Raw genomic sequence first — 21,572 nt, 5'->3', positions numbered from 1 at the left:
GGCCTGTTCACCGAAGGCGGCGAAGTCGGCCGGGAGATGGCGCGGGTGGACTGGGCCGCCACTCCGTTGGGAGACCCGCAGGGCTGGGCGCAGAGCTTGCAGACCGCGGTCAGCATCCTGCTGTCCTCGCGGTTCTCGATGTGGATGGCGTGGGGTCCCGAGCTGACCTTTTTCTGCAACGAGGCCTATCGTCGGGACACGTTGGGCCGCAAGTATCCCTGGGCGCTCGGCCGGCCCTGCGGGGAAGTCTGGGCGGAGATCTGGGACGACATCTATCCCCGCATCGAACACGTCATGTCCAGCGGAGACGCGACCTGGGACACCGCGCTACTGCTGTTCCTCGAACGGTCGGGTTATCTGGAGGAGTCGTATCACACGTTCTCCTACAGTCCGCTGCGCGACGATGTCGGTGCCGTGGTCGGCATGCTGTGCGTGGTCAGTGAGGACACAGTGCAGGTCATCGGCGAACGCCGGATGACCACGCTGCGCGATCTGGGTTCCGATCCCAGCGTCGCCCGCACCGAGACGGAGATCCTGGCGTTCGCCGATCGGCAGTTGAGCCAGAACCTGCGGGATCTGCCCTTCACGCTGACGTATCTCTTCGATGCCGACGGAACGGCGCATCTCGCGGGGATGAGCGGGATCGGGGTCGATCATCCCGCGGCACCTGCGGTCGCCGAGCCGGGCGGCGGGATCTGGCCGGCCGCACGGACCGCGGCCGGCGACACGGTCGTCGTCGATCTCGAGGACTTCCCGCCCATGCCGACCGGGGACTGGAAAGACCCGCCCGTTCAGGCGTTGGTCACGCCGCTGCTGCAGCAGGGTGGCGGTGCGCCGGTGGGTTTCCTGGTGGCCGGACTCAACCGCTATCGACCGCTCGACGAGGGCTACCGCGGCTTCGTCACGCTGGTGGCCGGCCACCTCGCTGCCGGTGTCAGCCTGGCCCGCAGTTACCGCGCGCAGCAACGCAGAGCCGAAGAGCTCGCCGAACTCGACCGGGCGAAGACCACGTTCTTCTCCAACATCAGCCATGAGTTCCGCACCCCGCTGACCCTGATCCTCGATCCCGTCGCCGAGCTCCGCCGCCGCGAGGACATCGACGCCGCCGCCCGCGAAGAGCTCGACGTGGTGTGGCGCAACGGGTTACGGCTGACCAAGCTGGTGAACACGCTGCTCGACTTCTCGCGCATCGAGGCCGGTCGCGCGCAGGCGACCTATGTGCCCGTCGACATCGGCGCGGCGACCGCGGAACTCGCGAGTGTGTTCCGGTCCGCCGTGGAACGCGCGGGTCTGACCTACACGGTGGATTGCCCGACGCTCGACGAGCCGGTGTATCTCGACACGGACATGTGGGAGAAGATCGTCTTCAACCTGCTGTCGAATGCACTGAAATTCACGTTCCAGGGCACGATCTCGGTCACCGTCCGCCGCAACGGCGACCGGGCATCGATCACCGTGTCCGACACCGGCACCGGGGTCCCGCCGGACGAGGTTCCGCGCCTGTTCGAGCGGTTCCACCGCATCGAGAACGTCGCCGCGCGCTCGCACGAGGGAAGCGGCATCGGGCTGGCACTGGTCAAGGAACTCGTCGAACTGCACGGCGGCACCATCGATGTGGACAGCACACACGGCGTGGGCACCACCTTCGACATCCGACTGCCCTTCGGCGCCGCTCACCTGCCCGCTGACGCGATCGCCGCGGCGTCGGTCCGGCCGCTGGGTGCTTCGGCGAACGCATACGTCGAGGAAGCGATGCGCTGGCAGGGTGACGAGGGGCTCGAGAGTGGTTCCGCCGCAGCACGTTCGACACCCGGGTCGGTTCCTGCTCCGCTGTCCGGTGGCCCGGTTCGCGTGCTGGTCGCCGATGACAACGCAGACATGCGGGAGTACCTGACCCGGTTGCTGCGATCCGACGGATACACCGTCGACGCGGTCGCCGACGGTCTACGCGCACTCGAATCGGTGCGCGCCGACCCGCCGGACATGCTGATCAGCGACGTGATGATGCCGGGGCTCGACGGGCTCGCTCTGGTGAGGGCGTTGCGCGCCGATCGGCGTACTGCTGCGTTACCGGTGCTGCTGCTGTCCGCACGTGCGGGGCAGGAGGCGTCGATCAGCGGTCTGCAGGCCGGTGCCGACGACTACATGGTCAAGCCCTTCGCCGCGGCCGAGCTGCTGGCACGGGTGCGCACGAATGTCGAACTGGCCCGGCTGCGTGATCACCACGCGCGGTGGCGCACAGCGCTGGTCGACTCGTTGCAGGACGCGTTCTTCGTGTGCGACGAAGACGGCTCGGTCATCGAGATCAACGGTGCCTTCACCGACATCCTCGGGTTCGACGCGTCCGGACTGCCCTACGCGCCGATCTATCCCTGGTGGCCATCGGCCGACACCGACGCCGATGCCCATCGCGAAGTCGCCGAGGCGTTCGGCGACCTGATGGACGAGCCGCACGGCACGATCAACGAGGTGCCCGTCACCCACCGCGACGGGCATCGGCTCTGGGTGACCGCGACGTTCAGCCATGCCGAAGACCCCGACACCGGCCGCAAGGTGGTGGTCGGCACGATGCGTGACGTAACCGCCGAGCATTACCTCGTGCAGCGGGAGTCGGCCCTGGCGTCGCTGAACGAGGCTCTGGCACAGGCGGATACGCTCGATGATGCGGTGAGTGCCGCTGCCGAACAGCTGCGCGCGGTCTGGCAGGCCCGCCGGGTCGTCGCCGCCACGCTTTCCCCTCGGGATGGCGAATCATCGACGGTCGCAACGGATGTCGTCTGTGCAGGCGAGAGTGTCGCAGGCTGGGACGGGTTGTCGGAACGCGCTCGACACGCGATCTCGGCCCTCCGCGATGGCGACCTCCTCGATCCGGCGACACCGGAGCCGGGATCGGCCGGTGTGGCGCTGCAACATCCCCGTGGAATCCTGGTGATCTACATCGAGCTGTTCGAGCAGCGCCGGTTCACCGCCGAAGACCGCACGCTGCTCACCGTGTTGGCCGGCCGGCTCGGTCAGGGCCTGCAGCGGGTGCACCAGATCGACCAGCAGCGCGAGACGGCCCTGGCGTTGCAGCACGCGATCCTCGGGCCCGCTCTGTCGACGGGGTTCGCCGTGCGCTATCAACCCGCCACGCGCCCGCTGCAGGTCGGGGGGGACTGGTATGACGTCGTCGACCTCGACGACGGACGGATCGGGCTGATCGTCGGGGACTGTGTCGGGCACGGATTGGCCGCGGCGACGGTGATGGGTCAGCTGCGCAGCGCGTGCCGGGCGCTACTGCTCGAGCATCCCAGCCCGGCGGCGACGCTCTCGGCGCTCGACCGGTTCGCCGCTCGGCTGCCCGGTGCCCGCTGCACCACTGCATTCTGTGCGGTGCTGACCCCGGGCACCGGTGAGCTGACCTACTCCTGTGCGGGGCACCCGCCACCCATCCTCGTGCTGGCAGACCAGGCGACCGAGCTCATCGACGGTGCTCGCTCGACACCGCTGGGCGTGCGGTATTCACAGTCGCGGCCCGAAGCGGTGGTCACGATGCCGCCGCGCGCCACCTTGCTGCTCTACACCGACGGCCTGGTCGAGCGGCGCCGGGAATCGATCGACGACGGTATCGCCAGGGCCACCGACGTGGTGGGTTCCCATCGCGGCACCGCACTGGACGAACTCGCCGACGTGATCATGGCCGGGCTCGCGCCCGACAGGGGATACGAAGACGACGTGGCCCTGCTGCTCTACCGGCAGCCCGCACCCCTGGAACTCGACATCACCGCGGACGTCGGCGAACTGGCGCCGAGCAGAGCCGCGCTGCGGACATGGCTGGGCAGCGCCGGCGTCAGCAAAGAGCAGACGCTCGACGTGCTCATCGCGGTCGGTGAGGCGATGGCGAACGCGGTCGAACACGGCCACCGTGACGATCCCGGCGGAACGGTCAGCCTGTCCGCGAGCGCGTTCGCCGATCATCTCCGCGTCACCGTCCGCGACACCGGCCGCTGGAAGCCACCGGCAGCGACGCCGGCCATCCACCGGGGACGCGGACTTGGGCTGATGCAGGCTCTGATGCAGGATGTCTCCATCGACCCCCAGACCACCGGCACCACGGTGCACATGCAGACGAGGATCGGATGATGGCGACGCCGCTGCAGGTGCACACCGACCGCCGCGATGACGGCACCACCGTGGTGATGGCTGCCGGCGAACTCGACCTGAGCAACGTCGCCGAGTTCTCCGAAGCCCTCGGGGCGGCGGTGCGCACCGGCCGTGACGTCACGGATGCCACCCCGGTGCGTGTCGACCTGACCCGGATCGAGTACCTGGACAGCGGCGCCATCAGCGTCCTGTTCGAGCATGCCGATGCCATCAACGTGCTCGTCAACCCCATCCTGATGTCGGTCCTGACGGTGAGCGGCCTCGACAAGGTGACCACGGTGGCGGCGCCGCCCCCGCAGTAACAGAAGCCGTGAGTCACCCGCCCGCCTGTCTGCGGGCGCGGGCCCGTCGCTTCCCTTCGTGCATCGCCGCGACACGCGCAACCGGGATGGTCCTGCCGTGCGTGATCAGCTCCCCGGGCAGCCGCTGCGGCGCCGGCATCGCCTCCGCCCACGGGTCCCGTCCGCCCAGATGCGTCAGCGCCGTGGTGATGGTGAAGTCCGCCGGACGCACGCTGGCCAGATCCGACCACGCGACCGGGAACGACACCGGGGTTCCGGGCCGCAGGCGCGGGCTGTACGCCGCCGCCACAGTGGCCCCGCCCGATCGGGTGGCGTCGATGAACACTTTGCCGGCGCGATCGGAGACGATGAACGCCGTGGTCGCGATCGTGGGATCGAGCGCCTCGGCACGAGCGGCGAGCGCGCGTGTCGCCGCGGCCACGTCCTCACCCGGTGTCGCCAGCCCGTCGAGGTCGACGGGAACGAAGACGTGCACCCCTCGTGAGCCGCTGGTCTTCACCGCACCCGTCAGCCCGACGTCCGCCAGCGCCCTGCGGACCAGCTCCGCGACCGCGACGACCGTCGCGAACTCCGCGCCGTCCGGCGGGTCGAGATCGAGGATCAGGTGGGTGGGCCGGTAGATGTCGTCGGCCAGGCCCAGTGCCGGGTGGTATTCGACGGCACGCTGATTGGCCAGCCACATCAGCGTGCGCCTGTCGTTGCACAGTGCGTAGCGGACGTCGCGATGCGAGGCCTCGGCCCACAGGTGCACCGTCGGCACCCACTCGGGTGTGTACGCCGGCAGGTTCTTCTGCATGAACGGGGCACGGCCGCGGAGCACTCGCAGGACGGTCAGCGGACGGTGCGCGAGCACGGGCAGTATTCGGTCTGCGACAGCGTCGAGATAGTCGACGAGATCGCCCTTGGTCGCTTCGGCGTCCGCCCCGAGGGGCTGGTCGAGATTGCTGAGATCGACCCCGTGACGCTGCTGCCCAGGCACGAGTCTCAGCTTACGGACGCAACAGTGACGTTCCCGAGTCCGTTTCGCCGGGCGCGGCGAGCGCACGGTGGCGAACCGGTAACGTCTGCCCGGATCAACAGCGAAAGATTTGATGAGCTAGTTGTATGTATCTTCGACGCGCCGGGTGAAGCGCGAGCGGCTCCAGAATGTGGGTCTGCAAAGGGCCTGGAAAAGGGCGAGGTCAGGCTTGATGGGGACGGGGCACGATGGCGAGTGAGCACTCGGGAGTGGCGCGGGTCGTCCGCGCTCTCGCCGTGCCCATTCTGCTGGGCTGGATCCTGCTGACCGTCGCGACCAACGTCCTGCTTCCATCGCTCGAGGAGGTCGGTGCGGACCGGACCGTGGGCCTGGCCGCCAAGGACGGCCCCGCCTGGATCTCGATGAAGCAGATCGGGGAGAACTTCGAGGAGTTCGACTCCGACAGCACCGCGATGATCGTCATCGAGGGCGATCACCCGCTCGGCGACGACGCGCACCGCTACTACGACTCACTCGTCGACAAGCTCGAGGCCGACACCACCCACGTCCAGCACGTCGCCGACTTCTGGGGGGACCCACTGACGGCCGCCGGCGCGCAGAGCGCGGACGGCAAAGCCGCATACGTCCAGCTCAATCTGCACGGCAATCAGGGTGAGCCGCTGGCGAACCAGTCAGTCGAAGCGGTCCGCGAGATCGTCGACTCCACACCCGCGCCGCCGGGCATGACGGCCTACGTGACGGGACCGGCGCCGCTGATCGCCGACCAGGCGCACGCCGGTGACCGAAGCATCTTCAAGGTCACACTGATCACCATCGGCGTCATCGCGCTCATGCTGCTGCTGGTCTACCGGTCCGTCGTCACGATGCTGCTGATCCTGTTCATGGTGTTCATCGAACTCGGCGCGGCCCGCGGCATCGTGTCGTTCCTGGCGATCAACGACGTCATCGGCCTGTCCACGTTCGCGGTGAACCTGCTGGTGCTGATGGTCATCGCGGCGGGAACGGACTACGCGATCTTCGCCATCGGGCGGTATCAGGAGGCACTCGGCGCCGGGCAGGACCGGGTGACGGCCTTCTACACGATGTTCAACGGCACCGCGCACGTCATCCTCGGGTCGGGGCTGACGATCGCGGGCGCCATGTCCTGCCTCAGCTTCACCCGGCTTCCGTACTTCAGTTCGCTCGGCGTGCCATGCGCGGTGGGCACCCTGGTGGCGGTGCTGGCCGCCCTGACGCTCGGGCCGGCAGTCGTCGTGGTGGCGGGCCGCTTCGGCGCGTTCGCTCCCAAACGCGCGATCAGCTCCAGGGGTTGGCGGCGCATCGGCACGCTGGTCGTGCGCTGGCCCGTTCCGGTGCTGGCCGGAACGTTGGCTCTGGCGCTCGTCGGACTCGTGACGTTGCCCGGCTACAAGACCAACTACGACGCCCGCAACTACCTACCGTCGGACATCCCGGCCAACGTCGGTTACGCCGCTGCTGAGCGTCACTTCGGCACGGCGCGGATGAACCCCACCCTGCTGATGGTGCAGAGCGACCACGACCTGCGCAATCCCGCGGACTTCCTGGTCATCGACAAGATCGCCAAGGCCCTGTTCCGCGTGCCGGGTGTCGCGCGCGTGCAGACGATCACGCGGCCTGACGGGAAGCCGATCAAGCACAGCACGATTCCATTCCGGATGAGTGTGCAGGGCACGCTCTCGCAGTTGAACCAGAAGTACCAGCAGGACCGGATGGCCGACATGCTCCGCCAGGCCGACGAGATGCAGAAGAGCATCGAGACGATGCAGAAGATGTACAGCGTCACGCAGCAGATGCGCGACACCACGCATCAGCTGGTCCTCAAGACCAAGGACACCGCCGTCGACGTCGCCACGCTGCGCGACAACATCGCCACCTTCGACGATTTCATCCGTCCGCTGCGCAGCTACTTCTACTGGGAACCGCACTGCTACAACATCCCGGTGTGCTGGGCGATCCGCTCGGTGTTCGACACCCTCGACGGCATCAACACGATGAGCGAGGACATCGGCAACATCGTTCCCGACCTGGAACGCCTCGACACGCTGATGCCCCAGCTGGTAGCAATGCTGCCCAGTCAGATCGACACCATGCGGTCGATGAAATCGATGATGTTGACGATGTACCAGACGCAGAAGGGCATGCAGGACCAGATCGCGGCGCAACAGGACAATGCGTCGGCCATGGGTGATGCATTCGACGACTCGCGCAACGACGATACGTTCTATCTGCCTCCAGAAGTGTTCACCAACAAAGCTTTTCAGCGCGGTATCCAGCAGTTCATCTCACCTGACGGAAAGTCGGTGCGGTTCATCATCAGTCACGAGGGCGATCCGGCGACCCTCGAGGGCCTCGACACGGTGGACCCGATCAAGACTGCGGCCAAGGAGGCGATCAAAGGCACGCCGTTGGAGGGTTCCACGGTCTTCCTCGCCGGCACCGCACCCACCTACAAAGACATGAAGGACGGTTCGCACTACGACCTGTTGATCGCCGTGATCGCCGCTGTCACCCTGGTTTTCGTCATCATGTTGATCATCACGCGGGCTGCGATCGCCGCCGCGGTGATCGTCGGCACCGTGCTGTTGTCCCTCGGTGCGTCGTTCGGGTTGTCCATTCTGCTGTGGCAGCACCTGATCGGGCTCGAGCTGCACTGGATGGTGTTGCCGATGTCGGTGATCCTGCTGCTCGCCGTCGGGTCCGACTACAACCTTCTGCTCGTGTCGCGGTTGAAGGAAGAGAAGGTCGGCGGCTTGAAGACCGGCATCATCCGCTCGATGGCGGGCACCGGATCGGTGGTGACCTCGGCGGGGCTGGTGTTCGCGTTCACGATGGCGTCGTTCGCGTTCAGCGACTTGGCGGTGATGGCCCAGGTCGGGACCACCATCGCGCTGGGCCTTCTGTTCGACACACTGATCGTGCGGTCGTTCATGACGCCGGCGATGGCCACCATACTGGGCCGCTGGTTCTGGTGGCCCCAACACGTGCCCAGTCCTGCGTCTCAGCGCAGACTGGCCGCGCTCAGGAGTTAGCGGCGAGCTCGCCGATCGGCGAGGTGTCGAGATGAGCCAACAGCTCGGCGGCGTCTTCGAACACGGCGGCCGCACCGGCCTCGGACAGCTCCGCGCGTGACACTCCGCCGGACAGCACGCCGACAGAGGTCACCTTCGCCCGCCGGGCGGCCTCGCAGTCCCACACCGCGTCACCGACGAACACCGCCTGAGCTGCCGTGACGCCGGCCCGTGCCAACGCCACCTCGACGATGTCGGGTTGCGGCTTGGCCGTGTCGACATCCGCGGACGACGTGACCTCGGACACCACGTCGTCGCAGTCGAGAACCTCACGCAGCGTGCGCAACTCGTCGTCGGGGGCCGAGGTGGCCAGCACCACCTGCAGGCCGAGGCCGGCGACCCGGCGCAGCAGGTCGCGCGCACCCGGCAGCGGAGTCAGCAGGTGCGTGCTCTCCTGGTAGAACTCGCTGTGCCGATCCTTGAGCTGATCGAGCTGACCCTGGCCGGCATCCTCGCCGGCCAGGGTCTTCACCAACGTCGTGCCGTCCATCCCGATGCACCGATGGATGCGCCACGCCGCGACGGGCACGCCTTCGGCTTCGAACGCGCGGACCCAGGCGTAGACGTGCAGATAGTTCGAATCCACCAGGGTGCCGTCAACGTCGAACAGGACAGCCGGCTGTGTCATCGGCTGGCTCAGGGCACCGAGATGCAGCCGACGCCGGGCACGCAGCCGCTGCCTCCGCCGGGTCCGCCGCTACCGGTCGGGCCGCCGGGGATGGAGCCGCCGCCTCCGCCGGGCCCGCCGCTACCGGTGGGACCGCCGGGGATTGCGCCGCCGCCACCGTTGGCGTCACCGCCACCCGTGGGACCGCCGGGGATGGAGCCACCGCCACCGTTGGCGTCACCGCCACCCGTGGGACCACCCGGGATCGACCCGCCGCCACCGTTGGCGTCGCCGCCGCCTGTCGCGCCACCGGGGGCGGGACTCGTGCTCATCGACGGTGCGGTGCTGGCCGGTACCGATGTGCTGGTGGTGCTGGTGGTGCTGCTCTCCGTGGTCGACGACGTGCTGCTCGAGTCGCCGCCGTCGCCACCGCCGCAGCCGACGGCGAACACGAGAAGCGTCGCGCCGCCGAACACGGCCAGTCGGGTCCTCGGATGGGATTTCATGGGCCACCAATCTGTCGCAGGGTGCCCCGCAGATACCCGAGCCGCCGCGGCTCGAAACTCCCTCGAGCTACGCCGACGGGCCGTCGGTGTCGGCCGGCGAATGTTTTCGGTGTGGATGGCGCGAGGTGGACTCGGTGCCCGACGGGTCGGAGGCATCTGCGTGGTCTGGGTCATCGGAGCTCAGCGAGGCGCCGTTCTCCGCGGAGCGGTCGCGCGCCGGCGTGTCCCCGTCCTCCGCTACGACACCAGTGTCGCGGCGCTGTGTCCGTGTGCTCCGCGGCCGTGGTGCGGGAGCTTCCTCGTCAGCGGCCGGCGCCGCAGACGCCACCCCGGGGGGCGCAGCCGCGTGGGCCAGGGCGTCGGCGTCGGCGTCGGAGGAAGATGCCGCGATCGTGTCGCCGATGTCCTGCAGGGAATCGATGAGATAGTCGACAGGGCCCGAGATCTGGTCGCTCACAGGGGCTTCCACGACGGCCCCGAGAAGACCGAAGTACTCGTCGCGCTCACCGTCCACGCGACCGTTGAGCAGTCCGTCCATGGTCCGGGCCGGGAGATTGACCAGCCCACCGGCGACACGAACGGGATCGAGGTCGGTCGCCGCATCGACGACGTCGGCCACCCCGGCTCCGCCGGCCAGCACGCCACTGGCTGCGGGCAACGCCAACCTGACCAGCAGGCTGTTCGCGGTCCGGACCGGTTCGCCGCGGGCGACCACGCGGCCGAGACTTACGACCGGTTGGTTCGCCGCGGAGAGGACGGCCTGCGCGAACGCCTCGGGGTCCAGTTCGGCGGCGGCCCGCAGCACCTCGGTGACGGCGCGGTGCTGGTTGTCGGCGACCGCTCGGACGACGGGAAGCGGGTCCTCGAGGTATTCGGCGACGAGACGCCGCGCATTGGCCAGCGACCGCGACAGCACGTCGGGGTAGTACTGCAGCGGACCCTGCGTCTCGTTCTGGACGATGGCCGAGTTCTCGATGCGCACTTCGCCTTTGGGGGCAGATGAGGGTGCGGCGACGATGGCGCCGATGCCGAGGGCGGCGACCCCCACCGTCAGCCACGGGCGGACGACCTTCGGCATGCTCCACCCCCTCTGTCGGGGACCCCGTCACGCTGCCCCCGAGCGATCCCAGCGCAAAGTAACACGGTGTCCCGACAACCGCTGAGCGCTTATCCGGCAGTTCGGAGCTGGCAGAGTCCTGGCAGGCCGCTGCGGGTACCCTTCCCGCCATGACCGCATGTGCGATCAGAGGTGTCGGGTGAGCGGCGGACTGTTCGCCCTCCTCGACGATGTGGCGGCGCTGGCCAGGATGGCGGCCGCATCCGTCGACGATGTGGGCGCGGCCGCGGGGCGGGCGACTGCCAAGGCTGCCGGGGTCGTCATCGACGACACGGCGGTCACCCCGCAGTACGTGCACGGGGTCACTGCCGAGCGTGAGCTGCCGATCATCAAACGGATCGCCATCGGCTCGCTGCGCAACAAGATCGTCTTCATCCTGCCTGCGGCGCTGCTGCTCAGTCAGTTCGCGCCATGGCTGCTCACGCCGATCCTGATGCTCGGCGCGACGTACCTGTGCTACGAGGGCGCCGAGAAGGTGTTCGGCAAGTTCCTCGGCCACGGCGCGCATCACGAGACCGCCGCCGCCCGAGGCCCGGACGCCGAGAAGCAGATGGTTGCGGGCGCGATCCGCACGGACTTCATCCTCTCCGCCGAGATCATGGTGATCGCGCTGAACGAGGTTGCCGCAGAATCGTTCTGGCCGCGGTTGCTGATCCTGCTCGTCGTCGCCGTGGTGATCACCGCGGCGGTCTACGGCGTGGTCGCCGGCATCGTCAAGATGGACGACGTCGGGCTCCACTTCACCCAGCGATCCAGCTCCTTCGTGCAGCGCATCGGACGTGGGCTGGTGGCCGGTATGCCGAAGCTTCTGAGCTTCCTGTCCGTCGTCGGAACGGCGGCGATGCTGTGGGTGGGCGGGCACATCCTGCTCGTCGGCACCGACACACTCGGCTGGCACGGCCCCTACTCCCTCGTGCACCACGCCGAGGAATACGTCCACCACGTCGGCGGTGTCGGCGCCGTGCTCGCCTGGCTGGTTAACACTGCCGCATCGGCGGTGATCGGTCTCGTCGTCGGCGCTCTGGTCGTCGGAATCGTGTCTGTCCTGCCGTTCGGCAAGAAGAAGAAATCCCACGCCTGATCGGCGAAGTCAGTCCTCGCTGCTGTCCCGGTCGGCGACGAAGGCCAGCAGTTCCGGATCGGAACTCGTGAAGCGGGCCGCTTCCTCACCGCCGTCACAGCGCAGCAGCGCCACGGTGACGGTGCCCGCCGACCGCGTGATCACCTGCCAGACGGCGCCCGCATCGGCCCAGCGCTGGAGTTCGGCGACACGGTCCATCACCTCAGCGTGCCACCTCATAAGCTCGCCCATGTGCACGCTGGTTCGGCGGTCGCGGTGGCCGCGACGTTCATCTGGCTCGGCATGGTGCTCGCGATCTCGTTCCTGGAAGCGCCGCTGAAATTCCGGGCGCCAGGGGTCACCCTGCCGATCGGGCTCGGTATCGGACGTCTGGTGTTCCGGGCGCTCAATGTCTGCGAAGCAGTCCTCGCCGTTGCGGTGCTCGCGGGTGGGTTCACCGCGCAGAAGAGTGGCGGTGCGTCGGGCGCGGCGATGTGCGTCGTCGTGCTGGCCGTCGTCGTGCTTGCCGTGCAGGTGCTGCTGGTGCGCCCGGCGCTGACGAGTCGCTCCGATCGCGTCCAAGCCGGCGAGGACGGGCCGCGGTCGCGGGCTCACCTGGCCTATGTCGGTTTGGAAGTGGTCAAGGTGATCGCGCTGGCGGTGGGTGGCGTGCTGGTGTTGGCCGGCTGATCAGTCGAGTGCCGGCGTCCCGCGCCGACGGCCGTCGTGCACCGCGATCAACGCGGCCACCGGCTCGCAGGTGACCACGCCGTGCTCCGCGGTCACCTCGTCGATGACGGCGTAGTCGGCCGCCGCCGTGGCGTCGGTGCTGAGCACGGTGGTCGTCACCGGAACATGACGGCCGATCTGCAGGATGCGGTCGCCGTGCGGGCGCTGACCGCCGCGGAAACCCCAGAGCCCGCGCAGCGTGGTGGCGCCGCCGGCGTGATCGCTCGCACGCAGGCGCGCCATGAGGTCGCGGTGCACGGGTCGGCCCCCGTGTCTGGAGTCCTCGTTCGTGTGCACCGTGAGCTTGTGTGAGCGCCAGCTGCCGGGCGGCTCGGCGATGGCCCGGCCTTCGACCTTGCACACCACGACCGGGGCAATGCTGATCAGCGCGGTGTCCAGCAGGGCGGTGAGCTCGTCGAGCGCGGCCACCGCCTCCGCACGCGGACCCACACCGGTGACGAGCACCGGCACGTCGGTGTTGCGGCTGAGGAAGCGCGCCCGGCGCCGCTGCCCGGCCACGGTGCCGTCGACGCCGAGAAACACGTCGGCGGTGACGAATCCGCGCCGGTGCAGCACCTCGCAGACCGCGACGAATCCCGGCGTGCCGTCGACCGGCTGCTTTCGCCCCAGCAGCAGTGAGAGTCGCACAGGTCCGTCGCCGGTCGGTGCGTCAGGTGCCACCCACGACCGTTCGAGAGTGATCAGTCCGCGCTCGGTGGAGTCGATCACCGCGTCGGCGAGTGCGCGGATCCGTTCGGGCCGGTCGGCGGCCGTCACGGTGACCGGCGGGTCCTCCGACAGCGTCAGCGAGCGATCGGTACGCAGCACGTGCGTGGTACCGAAGCCGGCGATGCCCCGCAGGCAGATGCTCGCGGCCACCTGTTCGCGCGCGCAGTGTTCCAACAGTACGTCGGCCAGGAACTGGCCCCCACTGCGTTGGCGTTCAGCGAAATAGGCTGTGAGCGTGTGTATTTCGGTCACAGTGCGGCTCCCAGGCGCTGCCCGAGCCAGGCGGCGAACAGGCCGCAGACCACACTGACGCCGATGTTGGCCAGCGCCGAGATCAGTTGGCGTTCCTCGGCCAGCCGCTGTGTCTCCAGCATCCACGTCGAGAAGGTCGTATACGAGCCGACGAAGCCCGTCCCGATCAGCAGCGCCAGGTGCGGGCGCAGTGCCGCTCCGGCGAGCGCACCGAGCAGGAAGGCCCCACTGATGTTGACGACGAGCGTGCCGAACGGAAACGGCCGGCCGATACGTCGCGACACGGCCTTGTCGACGGTGAGGCGGGTGACCGCGCCCAGACCGCCGAGGACCACGACGCCGAACCACACCAGCACCGTCATCGCCGGGTCCGAACCCGTCGCACCAGCGCCGTCGCGAGGTAGACCGCCACCAGGCCCGCGGCCACGCTGGCCGCGGTGTAGGAGAGGGCCAGACCGTAATGGCCGTGCTCGAGCATCTTGATCGTCTCCACCTGCATCGTGGAGAAGGTCGTGAGACCTCCGCACACGCCGGTGCCCAGGAACGGGCGGCGGTAGCTCGACACGGGCAGACGTTCCAGCAGACGGGTGACGAACAGTCCGAGCAGAAACGCGCCCACGATGTTGACGGTGAAGGTCGGCCACGGCCAGCTCGCCGGATCACCGGCCGCGAGCTCTTCGAGGCCGGCGCGGGCCAGCGTGCCGACGGCGCCGCCGGCGAACACCGCCGCCAACTCACGCCGGTCTGTGGCCATGGCGCACAGTATGCAGTCCCCGGTGTTGCGGGGGCGCGCGGCGTAGCAGAATCGGTTCCATGGCTGCGAACCCACGTGCCGGCCAGCCGGCGCAATCTGAGGACCTCATCGACATCGCTGCGGTGGTGACGGCCTACTACTCGGTCGTGCCCGATCCCGACGACGTCGACCAGCAGGTCGCCTTCGGCACGTCGGGGCACCGCGGCTCGAGTCTGGACGCGGCTTTCAACGAAGCGCACATCCTGGCGACGACTCAGGCGATCGTCGAGTACCGCGCGGCCCAGGGCACCACCGGCCCGTTGTTCATCGGGCGTGACACCCATGCGCTGTCGGAGCCCGCCTGGGTGTCTGCGCTGGAAGTGCTGGCTGCCAATGACGTTGTGACGATGATCGATTCGGCCGATCGCTACACCCCGACACCGGCGGTGAGCCATGCGATCCTGTCCTACAACCGGGGCCGCGACACCGCGCTGGCCGACGGCATCGTGGTGACGCCGTCGCACAATCCGCCGCGCGACGGTGGTTTCAAGTACAACCCGCCCAACGGCGGGCCGGCCGACACCGACGCGACGAAGGTGATCGCCGCGCGCGCCAACGAGCTGCTGCGCGACGGGTTGAAGGGGGTCAAGCGCATACCGTTGGCACGGGCGCTGACCACCGTGCAGCGCCACGACTATCTCGAGGCCTACGTGGCCGACCTGCCCAACGTCGTCGACCTGCACGCCATCTCCGCCGAGGGCATCCGCATCGGCGCCGACCCGCTCGGCGGGGCCAGCGTCGACTACTGGGGTGCGATCGCCGAGCGGCACAACCTTGCTCTCACCGTGGTCAACCCGCTGGTCGACGCGACGTGGCGGTTCATGACGCTCGATACCGACGGCAAGATCCGGATGGATTGCAGCTCGCCGAATGCCATGGCGTCGCTCATCGCCAATCGCGATGCGTATCAGATCGCCACCGGCAACGACGCCGACTCCGACCGGCACGGCATCGTCACCCCCGACGGCGGGCTGCTCAACCCGAACCACTACCTCGCAGTGGCGATCGACTACCTGTTCACGCACCGGTCGGAGTGGGCGGCAGGCACGGCGATCGGCAAGACCGCGGTGAGTTCGTCGATCATCGACCGCGTGGTCGCCGGGTTGGGCCGCACGCTGGTCGAGGTGCCGGTCGGGTTCAAGTGGTTCGTCGACGGGCTCGTCGGCGGGACGATCGGCTTCGGCGGCGAGGAGAGCGCGGGAGCGTCGTTCCTGCGCAAGGACGGTTCGGTGTGGACCACCGACAAGGACGGCATCATCCTGGCGCTGCTGGCCTCGGAGATGCTCGCGGTCACCGGGTCGACGCCGTCGCAGCGTTACGCTGACCTCGCCGAGAAGTACGGCGCCCCAACGTATGCGCGCATCGACGCCCCGGCCAACCGGGAGCAGAAGGCGAGGTTGGGCAAGCTGTCGCCCGAGCAGGTGAGTGCCACCGAATTGGCGGGTGAGCCGATCACAGCGAAGCTGACGAGTGCGCCCGGCAACGGGGCACCGCTGGGCGGGCTGAAGGTGACGACGGAGAACGCATGGTTCGCGGCGCGGCCGTCGGGAACCGAGGACGTGTACAAGATCTACGCCGAATCGTTCCGCGGCCCCGAGCATCTCGCCGAGGTGCAGGAGGCGGCGCGAGAAGTGGTGTCGGCGGTCATTTCGTGAGTTCCGTCGCCGACGGCGACTGTCGGGACGCGACCAAGGCGCGGCTGCCGCGCGAAGTCTGGGTGCTCGTCGTCGCCAACGTGGTGGTGGCGCTGGGGTACGGCGTCGTCGCTCCGGTGCTGCCGCAGTACGCCCGGCACTTCGGCGTGAGCATCAGCGCTGCGACGTTCGTCATCACCGCGTTCGCGGTGATGCGGCTGGTGGGCGCGCCGCCGGCCGGGATGTTGGTGCAACGGCTGGGGGAGCGGCGTGTCTACATCAGCGGACTGCTGATCGTCGCGGTGTCCACGGCAGCCTGTGCATTCGCCGGAACCTATTGGCAGCTCTTGGTTTTCCGGGCTCTCGGTGGCGTGGGATCGGCGATGTTCACGGTGTCCTCGCTGGGGTTGATGATCCGCATCTCGCCGCCGGACGCGCGCGGTCGGGTTGCCGGACTGTTCTCGTCGGGCTTCATGGTGGGCTCGGTGGGCGGGCCGATCCTGGGCAGTTTGACTGCGGGACTGGGGTTGTCGGCGCCGTTCCTGATCTACGGGGCGGCGCTGCTGGTGGCGGCGACGGTGGTGTTCGTCAGCCTGCGCAACTCCACGGTGATCACCCGATCCGACGAGGACGTGGAGGAGCCCGTGCCGTTCCGGACGGTGTTCCGGCACCGCGCCTACCGGGCGGCGCTGTTGTCGAATTTCGCGACGGGCTGGGCATCGTTCGGCCTGCGGATCGCGCTGGTGCCGCTGTTCGTCGTGGAGGTGCTCGGTCGCGGACCGGGTGCAGCCGGGGTGGCGTTGACGGCGTTCGCGGTGGGCAACATCTCGGTGGTCATCCCGAGCGGGTATCTGTCGGATCGGCTGGGGCGGCGCAAGCTGCTGATCTTCGGGCTGAGCCTGGCGGCGGTCTCGACGGCGGTGGTTGGGTTCACCACATCGCTACCGGTGTTCCTCGTGGCGGCCTACGTCGCCGGGGCGGCCACCGGGATATTCGTCTCGCCGCAGCAGGCCGCCGTCGCCGACGTGGTCGGGAGCAAGTCGCGGGGCGGGACGGCGATCGCGACGTTCCAGATGATGGCCGACTTCGGATCGATCGGCGGTTCGCTGCTGGTGGGGCTGATCGCGCAGTACACGTCATATGGGCTGGCGTTCCTGGTCAGCGGCGTCATCCTCGGGGTGGCATGCATCGGCTGGGTGTTCGCCCCGGAAACCCGGCCCCAGGTGCCCAGCGAGCGGACGGAGGTGCGCCCACTGGGCCCGGAGGCCGGCGGGGAATGCCCGTGACCTGCGATTTTGAGCGACACCTGGTCGTGGTGTAGCTTCGATGAGCACAACAATCAGGGGCTATGGCGCAGTTGGTAGCGCACCACACTGGCAGTGTGGGGGTCAGGGGTTCGAATCCCCTTAGCTCCACTTGACATTGAACCGCCCTGACCACCCGGTCGGGGCGGTTTCTTGCATTGCGGTGCAGTGTCCTAGCCCAGGCCGCGAGGTGTTCAGACGCAACAACGATGTGGATGTGTCTCATTGGTAGGCGCGTCCAGTTAATGTTCGGCTGTGACCCGGATGTGGCCGATGGCCGGTCGTGACGACCTCATCGGCGAGGTGATGGCGGTGATCGAGGGGCGCGGCGGGCGAGGGTTCGTCCTCGCCGGACAGGCGGGGGTCGGCAAGTCCCGGGTGGCGTGGGAGGCGGCCGCCCGCGCCACCGCCACACGGTGGTCCGTTCGAACCATCACGGCGACGACCAACAGTCAGCACATCCCGCTGGGCGCGTGCGCCCAGTGGACCGACGATATCGGGGGCGGCGAGGCGGCGTTGGTCCGCCGGGTGGGCGAAGCGATGATCGCGGGTACCAACGCGGGCCGGCTGCTGCTCGTTGTCGACGATGCCCATCTGCTTGACGATCTGTCCGTTCTGGTGGTGCAGCACCTGGTGGGGTCCGGGGCCGCAACGGTGGTGATGACGATCCGGATGGGGGAACCCATGCCGGCGGCGCTGAGCGCGTGGGTCAGGGACGGCGAGGTCGTGTGGCGCGAGGTGATGGCGCTGTCACGCGAGCAAACGGGCGCAGTACTTGCAGCGGCGTTCGGCGCGCCGCCGGATCCCAACTGCCACGACCGATTCTGGAGGATGACCGGCGGGAACGTGCTGTACGTGCGGCAGCTCGCCGAGCAGGAGGCCCGCGCCGGACGGTTGGCCGTGCACGGCGACGCGCTTCGGTGGAGCGGAGACGTCGCGGTGTCGGCGTCGTTGGCCGAGGTCGTCGAAGTTCAGGTCGGTGCGCTGCGGGGGCCGGTGCTGGAGGTGGTCGACACGATTGCGGTCGCCGAGCCGCTTGACCGGCGCTCGTTGGCGCTGTTGGCCGGGCCGGACGCCATCGAAGAGGCCGAAGATCGTGGGCTGATCCGGATCACCGGTGACGAGGTCTGCGTTGGCCATCCCCTCTTCGCCGAGATCCGGCGCGCGCGGTGCGGGTCGGCGCGTCTGGCACGGCTACGGGGGCAGGTCGCGACGGCGATGGGTGACGGCGGTGGCGCTGCGGTCGTGGTCAAGCGAGGGCTGCTGTGGCTGGAGTCCGACCTGACCGTGCGGCCCGAGGTGCTGGTGGCCGCGGGTAGCGCGGCGAATTCCCTGCTCGACTTCGACCTGGCCGAAAGACTTTTCGCCGCGGCGGCGGAGGCCGGGGTGGGCCCGCGCGCGCACGTGTCGCGGGCGTGGACGCTGTTCATGATGGGTGATGGTGACTCCGCCGGTGACGTCCTTGCCGCGGCGCCGCACCACGGCGAGGTCGGTCCGGGTTTCCGCAACGAGGTGGTGTTGGCTGCGTCCACGGCGCTGTGGGCTCAGCGCGATCCCCAGCGGGCGTGGCAGATCGTGGAAGAAGCCCTCAGGGCCGAGACCGGTGAACGGCGCGCGCAGATCCTGGTGTTCCGGGCCAATCAGCTGGCCCTGGCCGGGCGAACCCTGGAGGTGCTGCGCACCTTGGAACAGGTCGACGACCATGAGCTCGAGCCGTACGGCACGGCGATGGCTTGCATCGCAGCGTGCATGGCCCATGGCGAGCTGGGCCACCTGGATCAGGTGGCCTCCGCCGTCGCGGTGTCCGCACAAGCGTTGGAGTCCACCGTTGAGGGCGCGCACCTCTCCGGTCCCCTCGCCGAGGTTCATGCCAGTGCGCTGGCGATCTCGGGGCGCATCGCCGAGGCTGTGGAGGTAGCCCGACGGTTCGCCCGCAGCAGGCACGGTCGCGCGGCCGCGATGCGGCAGGTGGCTCAGCAGATCGTGGGAATGACTGAGCTGGCCGCCGGGGACCTGCGCGCGGCCCTGGAACATCTGCCGGCCGCCCCGGATCCGAGCTGCTGGATCGGACGAGGGTTCCACGCCGCCAACAGTTTTCCCCGTTTTGCGGTGCTCCGCGCTCAAACGCTGGCGCGGGTCGGCGAGGCGGATGCTGCCATGTGGGCACTGGAGGTGGCGCGCGAGTGTCGACCACCGGCCTACCACTACTACGATTCGGCGGACCTGATCGCCGAAGCCTGGATCGCGGCAGCACGATCACGATTCGGCGAGGCCCGGGCCCTGGCGCAAGCTGCGGCCGACTTCGCCCGCGATCATCACCAGAAGGCGCGGGAAGTGTGGTGCCTGCAGACGGCGGTGCAGCTCGACGACGCGAACGCCGCCGACCGCTTGGCCGTACTCGCCGAACAGGTGGGGACCGCACGCGCCGCAGTGGCCGCGCGCCATGGCGCGGCGTTCAGAGGCGACGACGCGCACGGTCTTGACGCTGCGTCGGCGCTATGGGAGTCGATGGGCGATCGGCTGACCGCCGCCGATGCTGCGGCCCAGGCGGCGACGTCGCATCGCCGGGCCGGCCGTCGGGGCAGCGCCGCCACTGCCGCAGCCCGCGCGAGGCAGCTGGCCGCAGCCTGCGGTGGGGCGACCAGCCCCGCCATCGCGACCACCGAATTCGCCGCGCCGTTGAGCAATCGCGAGCGCGAGATCGTCGTCTTGGTGGCCCGAGGACTGACCAACCGCCAGATCGCCGAGATCGAATCGCTGTCGGTCCGCACCGTGGAAAGCCACATCTACCGCGCCAGCATCAAGGCCGGTGTCACCGGACGCGCCGGTTTGGGCGGGCTGATCGACGACATCTGACACCCCGCCCTGATCCCTTCGCCGGAGCTGGAGCGCACTGGGGTGGCGAGTACTGCTGCCGCGATGATCGGGCGGCGGCGGGCACTACTGCAATGTGGGCGCGCGGCTACTGCAAATGCGGGCGTGGAGGCGATTTCGCGGGGGTGCGGGGACAGCGGTGCGCTACTTTGCGGGCAGTCGTTCCAGCAACGGGGCGCCACCTGCGTTCACGCCTCGCCTGCGACAAGCTCTGACCTCCTGTCGTGAGTGCATCGGTCACCGGGTGCGTGGCCGCGTATTCCTCTGCGATTCATCGGCAGTACGGCTCGTCGTGCTAGTTGGGGTTCGCACCAAATCGAAGGAGCCCCGATGACGGGACGACACCGCGCCGCCGCTACCCACGTCACCGATCGGACCGCTCGCCGGGTGATGCCGGTGTCGAGTTGGTTGTACGCCGGGGCGCTCACAGTGGGACTGGGTGCGGCGGTGCTCGGCGGAGCCGGGTCCGCACACGCCACCCCGCTCGCCGGGGGGACCCCGTCGTGCACGCTGGCTGCACCGCTGTGCCCCACCTCGGGCGAGCACACCGTGACTTCGTCTACCCAAGTCGTCCGGGTCGGTGCGTCGGTGGGCCCGCTGTTCGGGTTGTTCGGCAACGGCGTCGACGCCGCCGCCGACTGCGTGGGTGCGGCGTGCAACGGCGGCAACGGTGGCTTGTTGTTCGGCAACGGCGGCAATGGAGCTAACGGTGGTAACGGGGGAAGCGCGTACCTCATCGGCAGCGGAGGTGCCGGCGGCAACGCCGTTTACGCCGGCCAGGCCGGCGGCAACGGGGGCAACGCCGGACTGCTCTTCGGTAACGGCGGCGCGGGTGGCCGCGGCGGCGACGGCGCCGCGGGCGCGACGGGCACGTCCGGCATCGCAGGCGCGACCGGCGCGACCGGCACCGCGGGCGGCGCCGGTGCCCGCGGCGCGGACGGGGTCAACCCGACGCCCACCGGAGGCCCCGGCACCGCGGGAAGTGACGACGGCGACCACACCGGCGCCGGCCCGACGGCGAGCGGTGGCGGCGCTGGCGGTGACGGCAACCCCGGTGGCAGAGGCGGCAATGCCGGCTCCGCGACGAGCACCGGCGGTGTGGCGGCATCCGACGGCGGCAGAGGCGGCAACGGTACGCCGGGGGCCGCGGGCGGCAACGGCGGCAACGCCGGCGCCGTGACGGCCGCTGCCTTGGCCGCAAGCCGAGCCGGCGACGGCGGTAACGGCGGGACCGGAGCCGCGGGCGGTAACGGCGGCAACGCCAGCGCCGCGACCAGCACGGGCGGAGCCGTAGCGGCCAGCCAAGGCGGCAACGGCGGTAACGGCGGGGCAGGGGCGGCCGGAATGCCTGGTGGCGCCGGCGGCGACGGCGGCATGGGCGGCACCGGCGCTGCGGGCGGGCCGGGCGGCAACGGCGGTAACAGTGGCACCGTTACCAGCACCGGTGTGAAGGG

The 21,572-nt window shown here is 69.1% G+C and carries 17 protein-coding genes and 1 tRNA gene; 10 read left to right on the top strand and 8 right to left on the bottom strand.

Annotated elements, in window-relative coordinates; translation table 11 throughout:
• The first annotated feature begins 36 nt into the window (after positions 1–36).
• Together DMB80_RS09745 and DMB80_RS09740 are read left to right on the top strand one after the other, a co-directional pair.
• Positions 37–4,122, top strand: a complete 4,086-nt coding sequence (locus DMB80_RS09745) for a SpoIIE family protein phosphatase (protein ID WP_111509754.1) — start codon at positions 37–39, stop codon at positions 4,120–4,122.
• Positions 4,122–4,445 (top strand): STAS domain-containing protein, encoded by a 324-nt coding sequence (locus DMB80_RS09740; RefSeq protein WP_073683119.1) that lies wholly within the window; start codon positions 4,122–4,124, stop codon positions 4,443–4,445. The genes DMB80_RS09745 and DMB80_RS09740 overlap by 1 nt, the downstream gene beginning before the upstream one ends.
• Positions 4,446–4,458: 13 nt before the next feature.
• On the opposite strand, the gene DMB80_RS09735 is transcribed toward DMB80_RS09740, so the two are convergent.
• Positions 4,459–5,424, bottom strand: a complete 966-nt coding sequence (locus tag DMB80_RS09735) for a DNA polymerase domain-containing protein (protein ID WP_111509671.1) — start codon at positions 5,422–5,424, stop codon at positions 4,459–4,461.
• Positions 5,425–5,651: 227 nt separating this feature from the next.
• Between DMB80_RS09735 and DMB80_RS09730 the strand changes: the two genes are divergently transcribed.
• Positions 5,652–8,474: an MMPL/RND family transporter gene (locus tag DMB80_RS09730; protein ID WP_111509670.1), complete on the top strand. Its 2,823-nt coding sequence runs from the start codon at positions 5,652–5,654 to the stop codon at positions 8,472–8,474.
• Here the strand turns inward: DMB80_RS09730 and DMB80_RS09725 are convergent.
• The 3 genes from DMB80_RS09725 to DMB80_RS09715 all read right to left on the bottom strand — a co-directional run bounded on the left by DMB80_RS09725 (position 8,464) and on the right by DMB80_RS09715 (position 10,704).
• On the bottom strand, positions 8,464–9,141 hold the full coding sequence (locus DMB80_RS09725) for an HAD family hydrolase (protein ID WP_111509669.1): 678 nt from the start codon (positions 9,139–9,141) through the stop codon (positions 8,464–8,466). The genes DMB80_RS09730 and DMB80_RS09725 overlap by 11 nt on opposite strands.
• An 8-nt stretch (positions 9,142–9,149) precedes the next feature.
• Positions 9,150–9,626, bottom strand: coding sequence for a hypothetical protein (locus tag DMB80_RS09720; RefSeq protein WP_111509668.1), 477 nt, complete (start codon positions 9,624–9,626; stop codon positions 9,150–9,152).
• Positions 9,627–9,693: 67 nt separating this feature from the next.
• Positions 9,694–10,704 (bottom strand): hypothetical protein, encoded by a 1,011-nt coding sequence (locus tag DMB80_RS09715; protein WP_111509667.1) that lies wholly within the window; start codon positions 10,702–10,704, stop codon positions 9,694–9,696.
• A 178-nt stretch (positions 10,705–10,882) separates the two neighbouring features.
• Between DMB80_RS09715 and DMB80_RS09710 the strand changes: the two genes are divergently transcribed.
• The gene (locus DMB80_RS09710) at positions 10,883–11,824 is read left to right on the top strand and encodes a DUF808 domain-containing protein (RefSeq protein ID WP_111509666.1); all 942 of its coding nucleotides are present in this window, start codon (positions 10,883–10,885) and stop codon (positions 11,822–11,824) included.
• A gap of 9 nt (positions 11,825–11,833) precedes the next feature.
• Here the strand turns inward: DMB80_RS09710 and DMB80_RS09705 are convergent, their stop codons facing one another.
• Positions 11,834–12,022, bottom strand: coding sequence for a hypothetical protein (locus DMB80_RS09705; RefSeq protein WP_111509665.1), 189 nt, complete (start codon positions 12,020–12,022; stop codon positions 11,834–11,836).
• An 84-nt stretch (positions 12,023–12,106) separates the two neighbouring features.
• Between DMB80_RS09705 and DMB80_RS09700 the strand changes: the two genes are divergently transcribed.
• The gene (locus DMB80_RS09700; protein ID WP_420812164.1) at positions 12,107–12,493 is read left to right on the top strand and encodes a hypothetical protein; all 387 of its coding nucleotides are present in this window, start codon (positions 12,107–12,109) and stop codon (positions 12,491–12,493) included.
• Here DMB80_RS09700 and DMB80_RS09695 read toward each other — a convergent pair whose 3' ends face one another.
• The 3 genes from DMB80_RS09695 to crcB (DMB80_RS09685) are packed head-to-tail and all read right to left on the bottom strand — an operon-like array spanning position 12,494 to position 14,267.
• The gene (locus DMB80_RS09695; RefSeq protein WP_111509663.1) at positions 12,494–13,513 is read right to left on the bottom strand and encodes a DUF190 domain-containing protein; all 1,020 of its coding nucleotides are present in this window, start codon (positions 13,511–13,513) and stop codon (positions 12,494–12,496) included.
• On the bottom strand, positions 13,510–13,875 hold the full coding sequence (gene crcB, locus DMB80_RS09690; RefSeq protein ID WP_111509662.1) for a fluoride efflux transporter CrcB: 366 nt from the start codon (positions 13,873–13,875) through the stop codon (positions 13,510–13,512). Before crcB (DMB80_RS09690) ends, DMB80_RS09695 begins: the two co-directional genes overlap by 4 nt.
• Positions 13,872–14,267 carry a fluoride efflux transporter CrcB gene (gene crcB / locus DMB80_RS09685; RefSeq protein ID WP_111509753.1) on the bottom strand — a complete coding sequence of 132 codons (396 nt, stop codon included), beginning with the start codon at positions 14,265–14,267 and terminating at the stop codon, positions 13,872–13,874. The genes crcB (DMB80_RS09690) and crcB (DMB80_RS09685) overlap by 4 nt, the downstream gene beginning before the upstream one ends.
• A gap of 59 nt (positions 14,268–14,326) precedes the next feature.
• Between crcB (DMB80_RS09685) and pgm the strand changes: the two genes are divergently transcribed.
• The 5 genes from pgm to DMB80_RS28810 all read left to right on the top strand — a co-directional run.
• Positions 14,327–15,961, top strand: coding sequence for a phosphoglucomutase (alpha-D-glucose-1,6-bisphosphate-dependent) (gene pgm / locus DMB80_RS09680; RefSeq protein WP_111509661.1), 1,635 nt, complete (start codon positions 14,327–14,329; stop codon positions 15,959–15,961).
• On the top strand, positions 15,958–17,226 hold the full coding sequence (locus DMB80_RS09675) for an MFS transporter (protein ID WP_111509660.1): 1,269 nt from the start codon (positions 15,958–15,960) through the stop codon (positions 17,224–17,226). The genes pgm and DMB80_RS09675 overlap by 4 nt, the downstream gene beginning before the upstream one ends.
• 56 nt (positions 17,227–17,282) lie before the next feature.
• A tRNA-Ala gene (locus tag DMB80_RS09670) sits at positions 17,283–17,355 on the top strand.
• A gap of 153 nt (positions 17,356–17,508) precedes the next feature.
• A complete protein-coding gene (locus DMB80_RS09665; RefSeq protein ID WP_111509659.1) occupies positions 17,509–20,100 on the top strand; it encodes a helix-turn-helix transcriptional regulator in 2,592 nt (863 codons plus the stop codon).
• A 348-nt stretch (positions 20,101–20,448) separates the two neighbouring features.
• On the top strand, positions 20,449–21,572 hold a 1,124-nt coding region (locus tag DMB80_RS28810), incomplete at its 3' end, for a hypothetical protein (RefSeq protein ID WP_111509658.1).

The organism is Mycobacterium kyogaense, assembly GCF_003254575.1.
In the GTDB taxonomy this organism is placed as follows: domain Bacteria; phylum Actinomycetota; class Actinomycetes; order Mycobacteriales; family Mycobacteriaceae; genus Mycobacterium; species Mycobacterium kyogaense.
Note: the sequence above shows the minus strand (reverse complement) of the source record. Positions and strands in the feature narration are given on the sequence as shown.

Coding starts and splice junctions, on each gene's coding strand:
- DMB80_RS09745 (WP_111509754.1), top strand. CDS start 37: ATGGCGCGGGTGGACTGGGCCGCCACTCCGTTGGGAGACCCGCAGGGC.
- DMB80_RS09740 (WP_073683119.1), top strand. CDS start 4,122: ATGGCGACGCCGCTGCAGGTGCACACCGACCGCCGCGATGACGGCACC.
- DMB80_RS09730 (WP_111509670.1), top strand. CDS start 5,652: ATGGCGAGTGAGCACTCGGGAGTGGCGCGGGTCGTCCGCGCTCTCGCC.
- DMB80_RS09725 (WP_111509669.1), bottom strand. CDS start 9,141: ATGACACAGCCGGCTGTCCTGTTCGACGTTGACGGCACCCTGGTGGAT.
- DMB80_RS09720 (WP_111509668.1), bottom strand. CDS start 9,626: ATGAAATCCCATCCGAGGACCCGACTGGCCGTGTTCGGCGGCGCGACG.
- DMB80_RS09715 (WP_111509667.1), bottom strand. CDS start 10,704: ATGCCGAAGGTCGTCCGCCCGTGGCTGACGGTGGGGGTCGCCGCCCTC.
- DMB80_RS09705 (WP_111509665.1), bottom strand. CDS start 12,022: ATGGACCGTGTCGCCGAACTCCAGCGCTGGGCCGATGCGGGCGCCGTC.
- DMB80_RS09700 (WP_420812164.1), top strand. CDS start 12,107: ATGGTGCTCGCGATCTCGTTCCTGGAAGCGCCGCTGAAATTCCGGGCG.
- crcB (WP_111509662.1), bottom strand. CDS start 13,875: ATGACGGTGCTGGTGTGGTTCGGCGTCGTGGTCCTCGGCGGTCTGGGC.
- crcB (WP_111509753.1), bottom strand. CDS start 14,267: ATGGCCACAGACCGGCGTGAGTTGGCGGCGGTGTTCGCCGGCGGCGCC.
- pgm (WP_111509661.1), top strand. CDS start 14,327: ATGGCTGCGAACCCACGTGCCGGCCAGCCGGCGCAATCTGAGGACCTC.
- DMB80_RS09665 (WP_111509659.1), top strand. CDS start 17,509: ATGTGGCCGATGGCCGGTCGTGACGACCTCATCGGCGAGGTGATGGCG.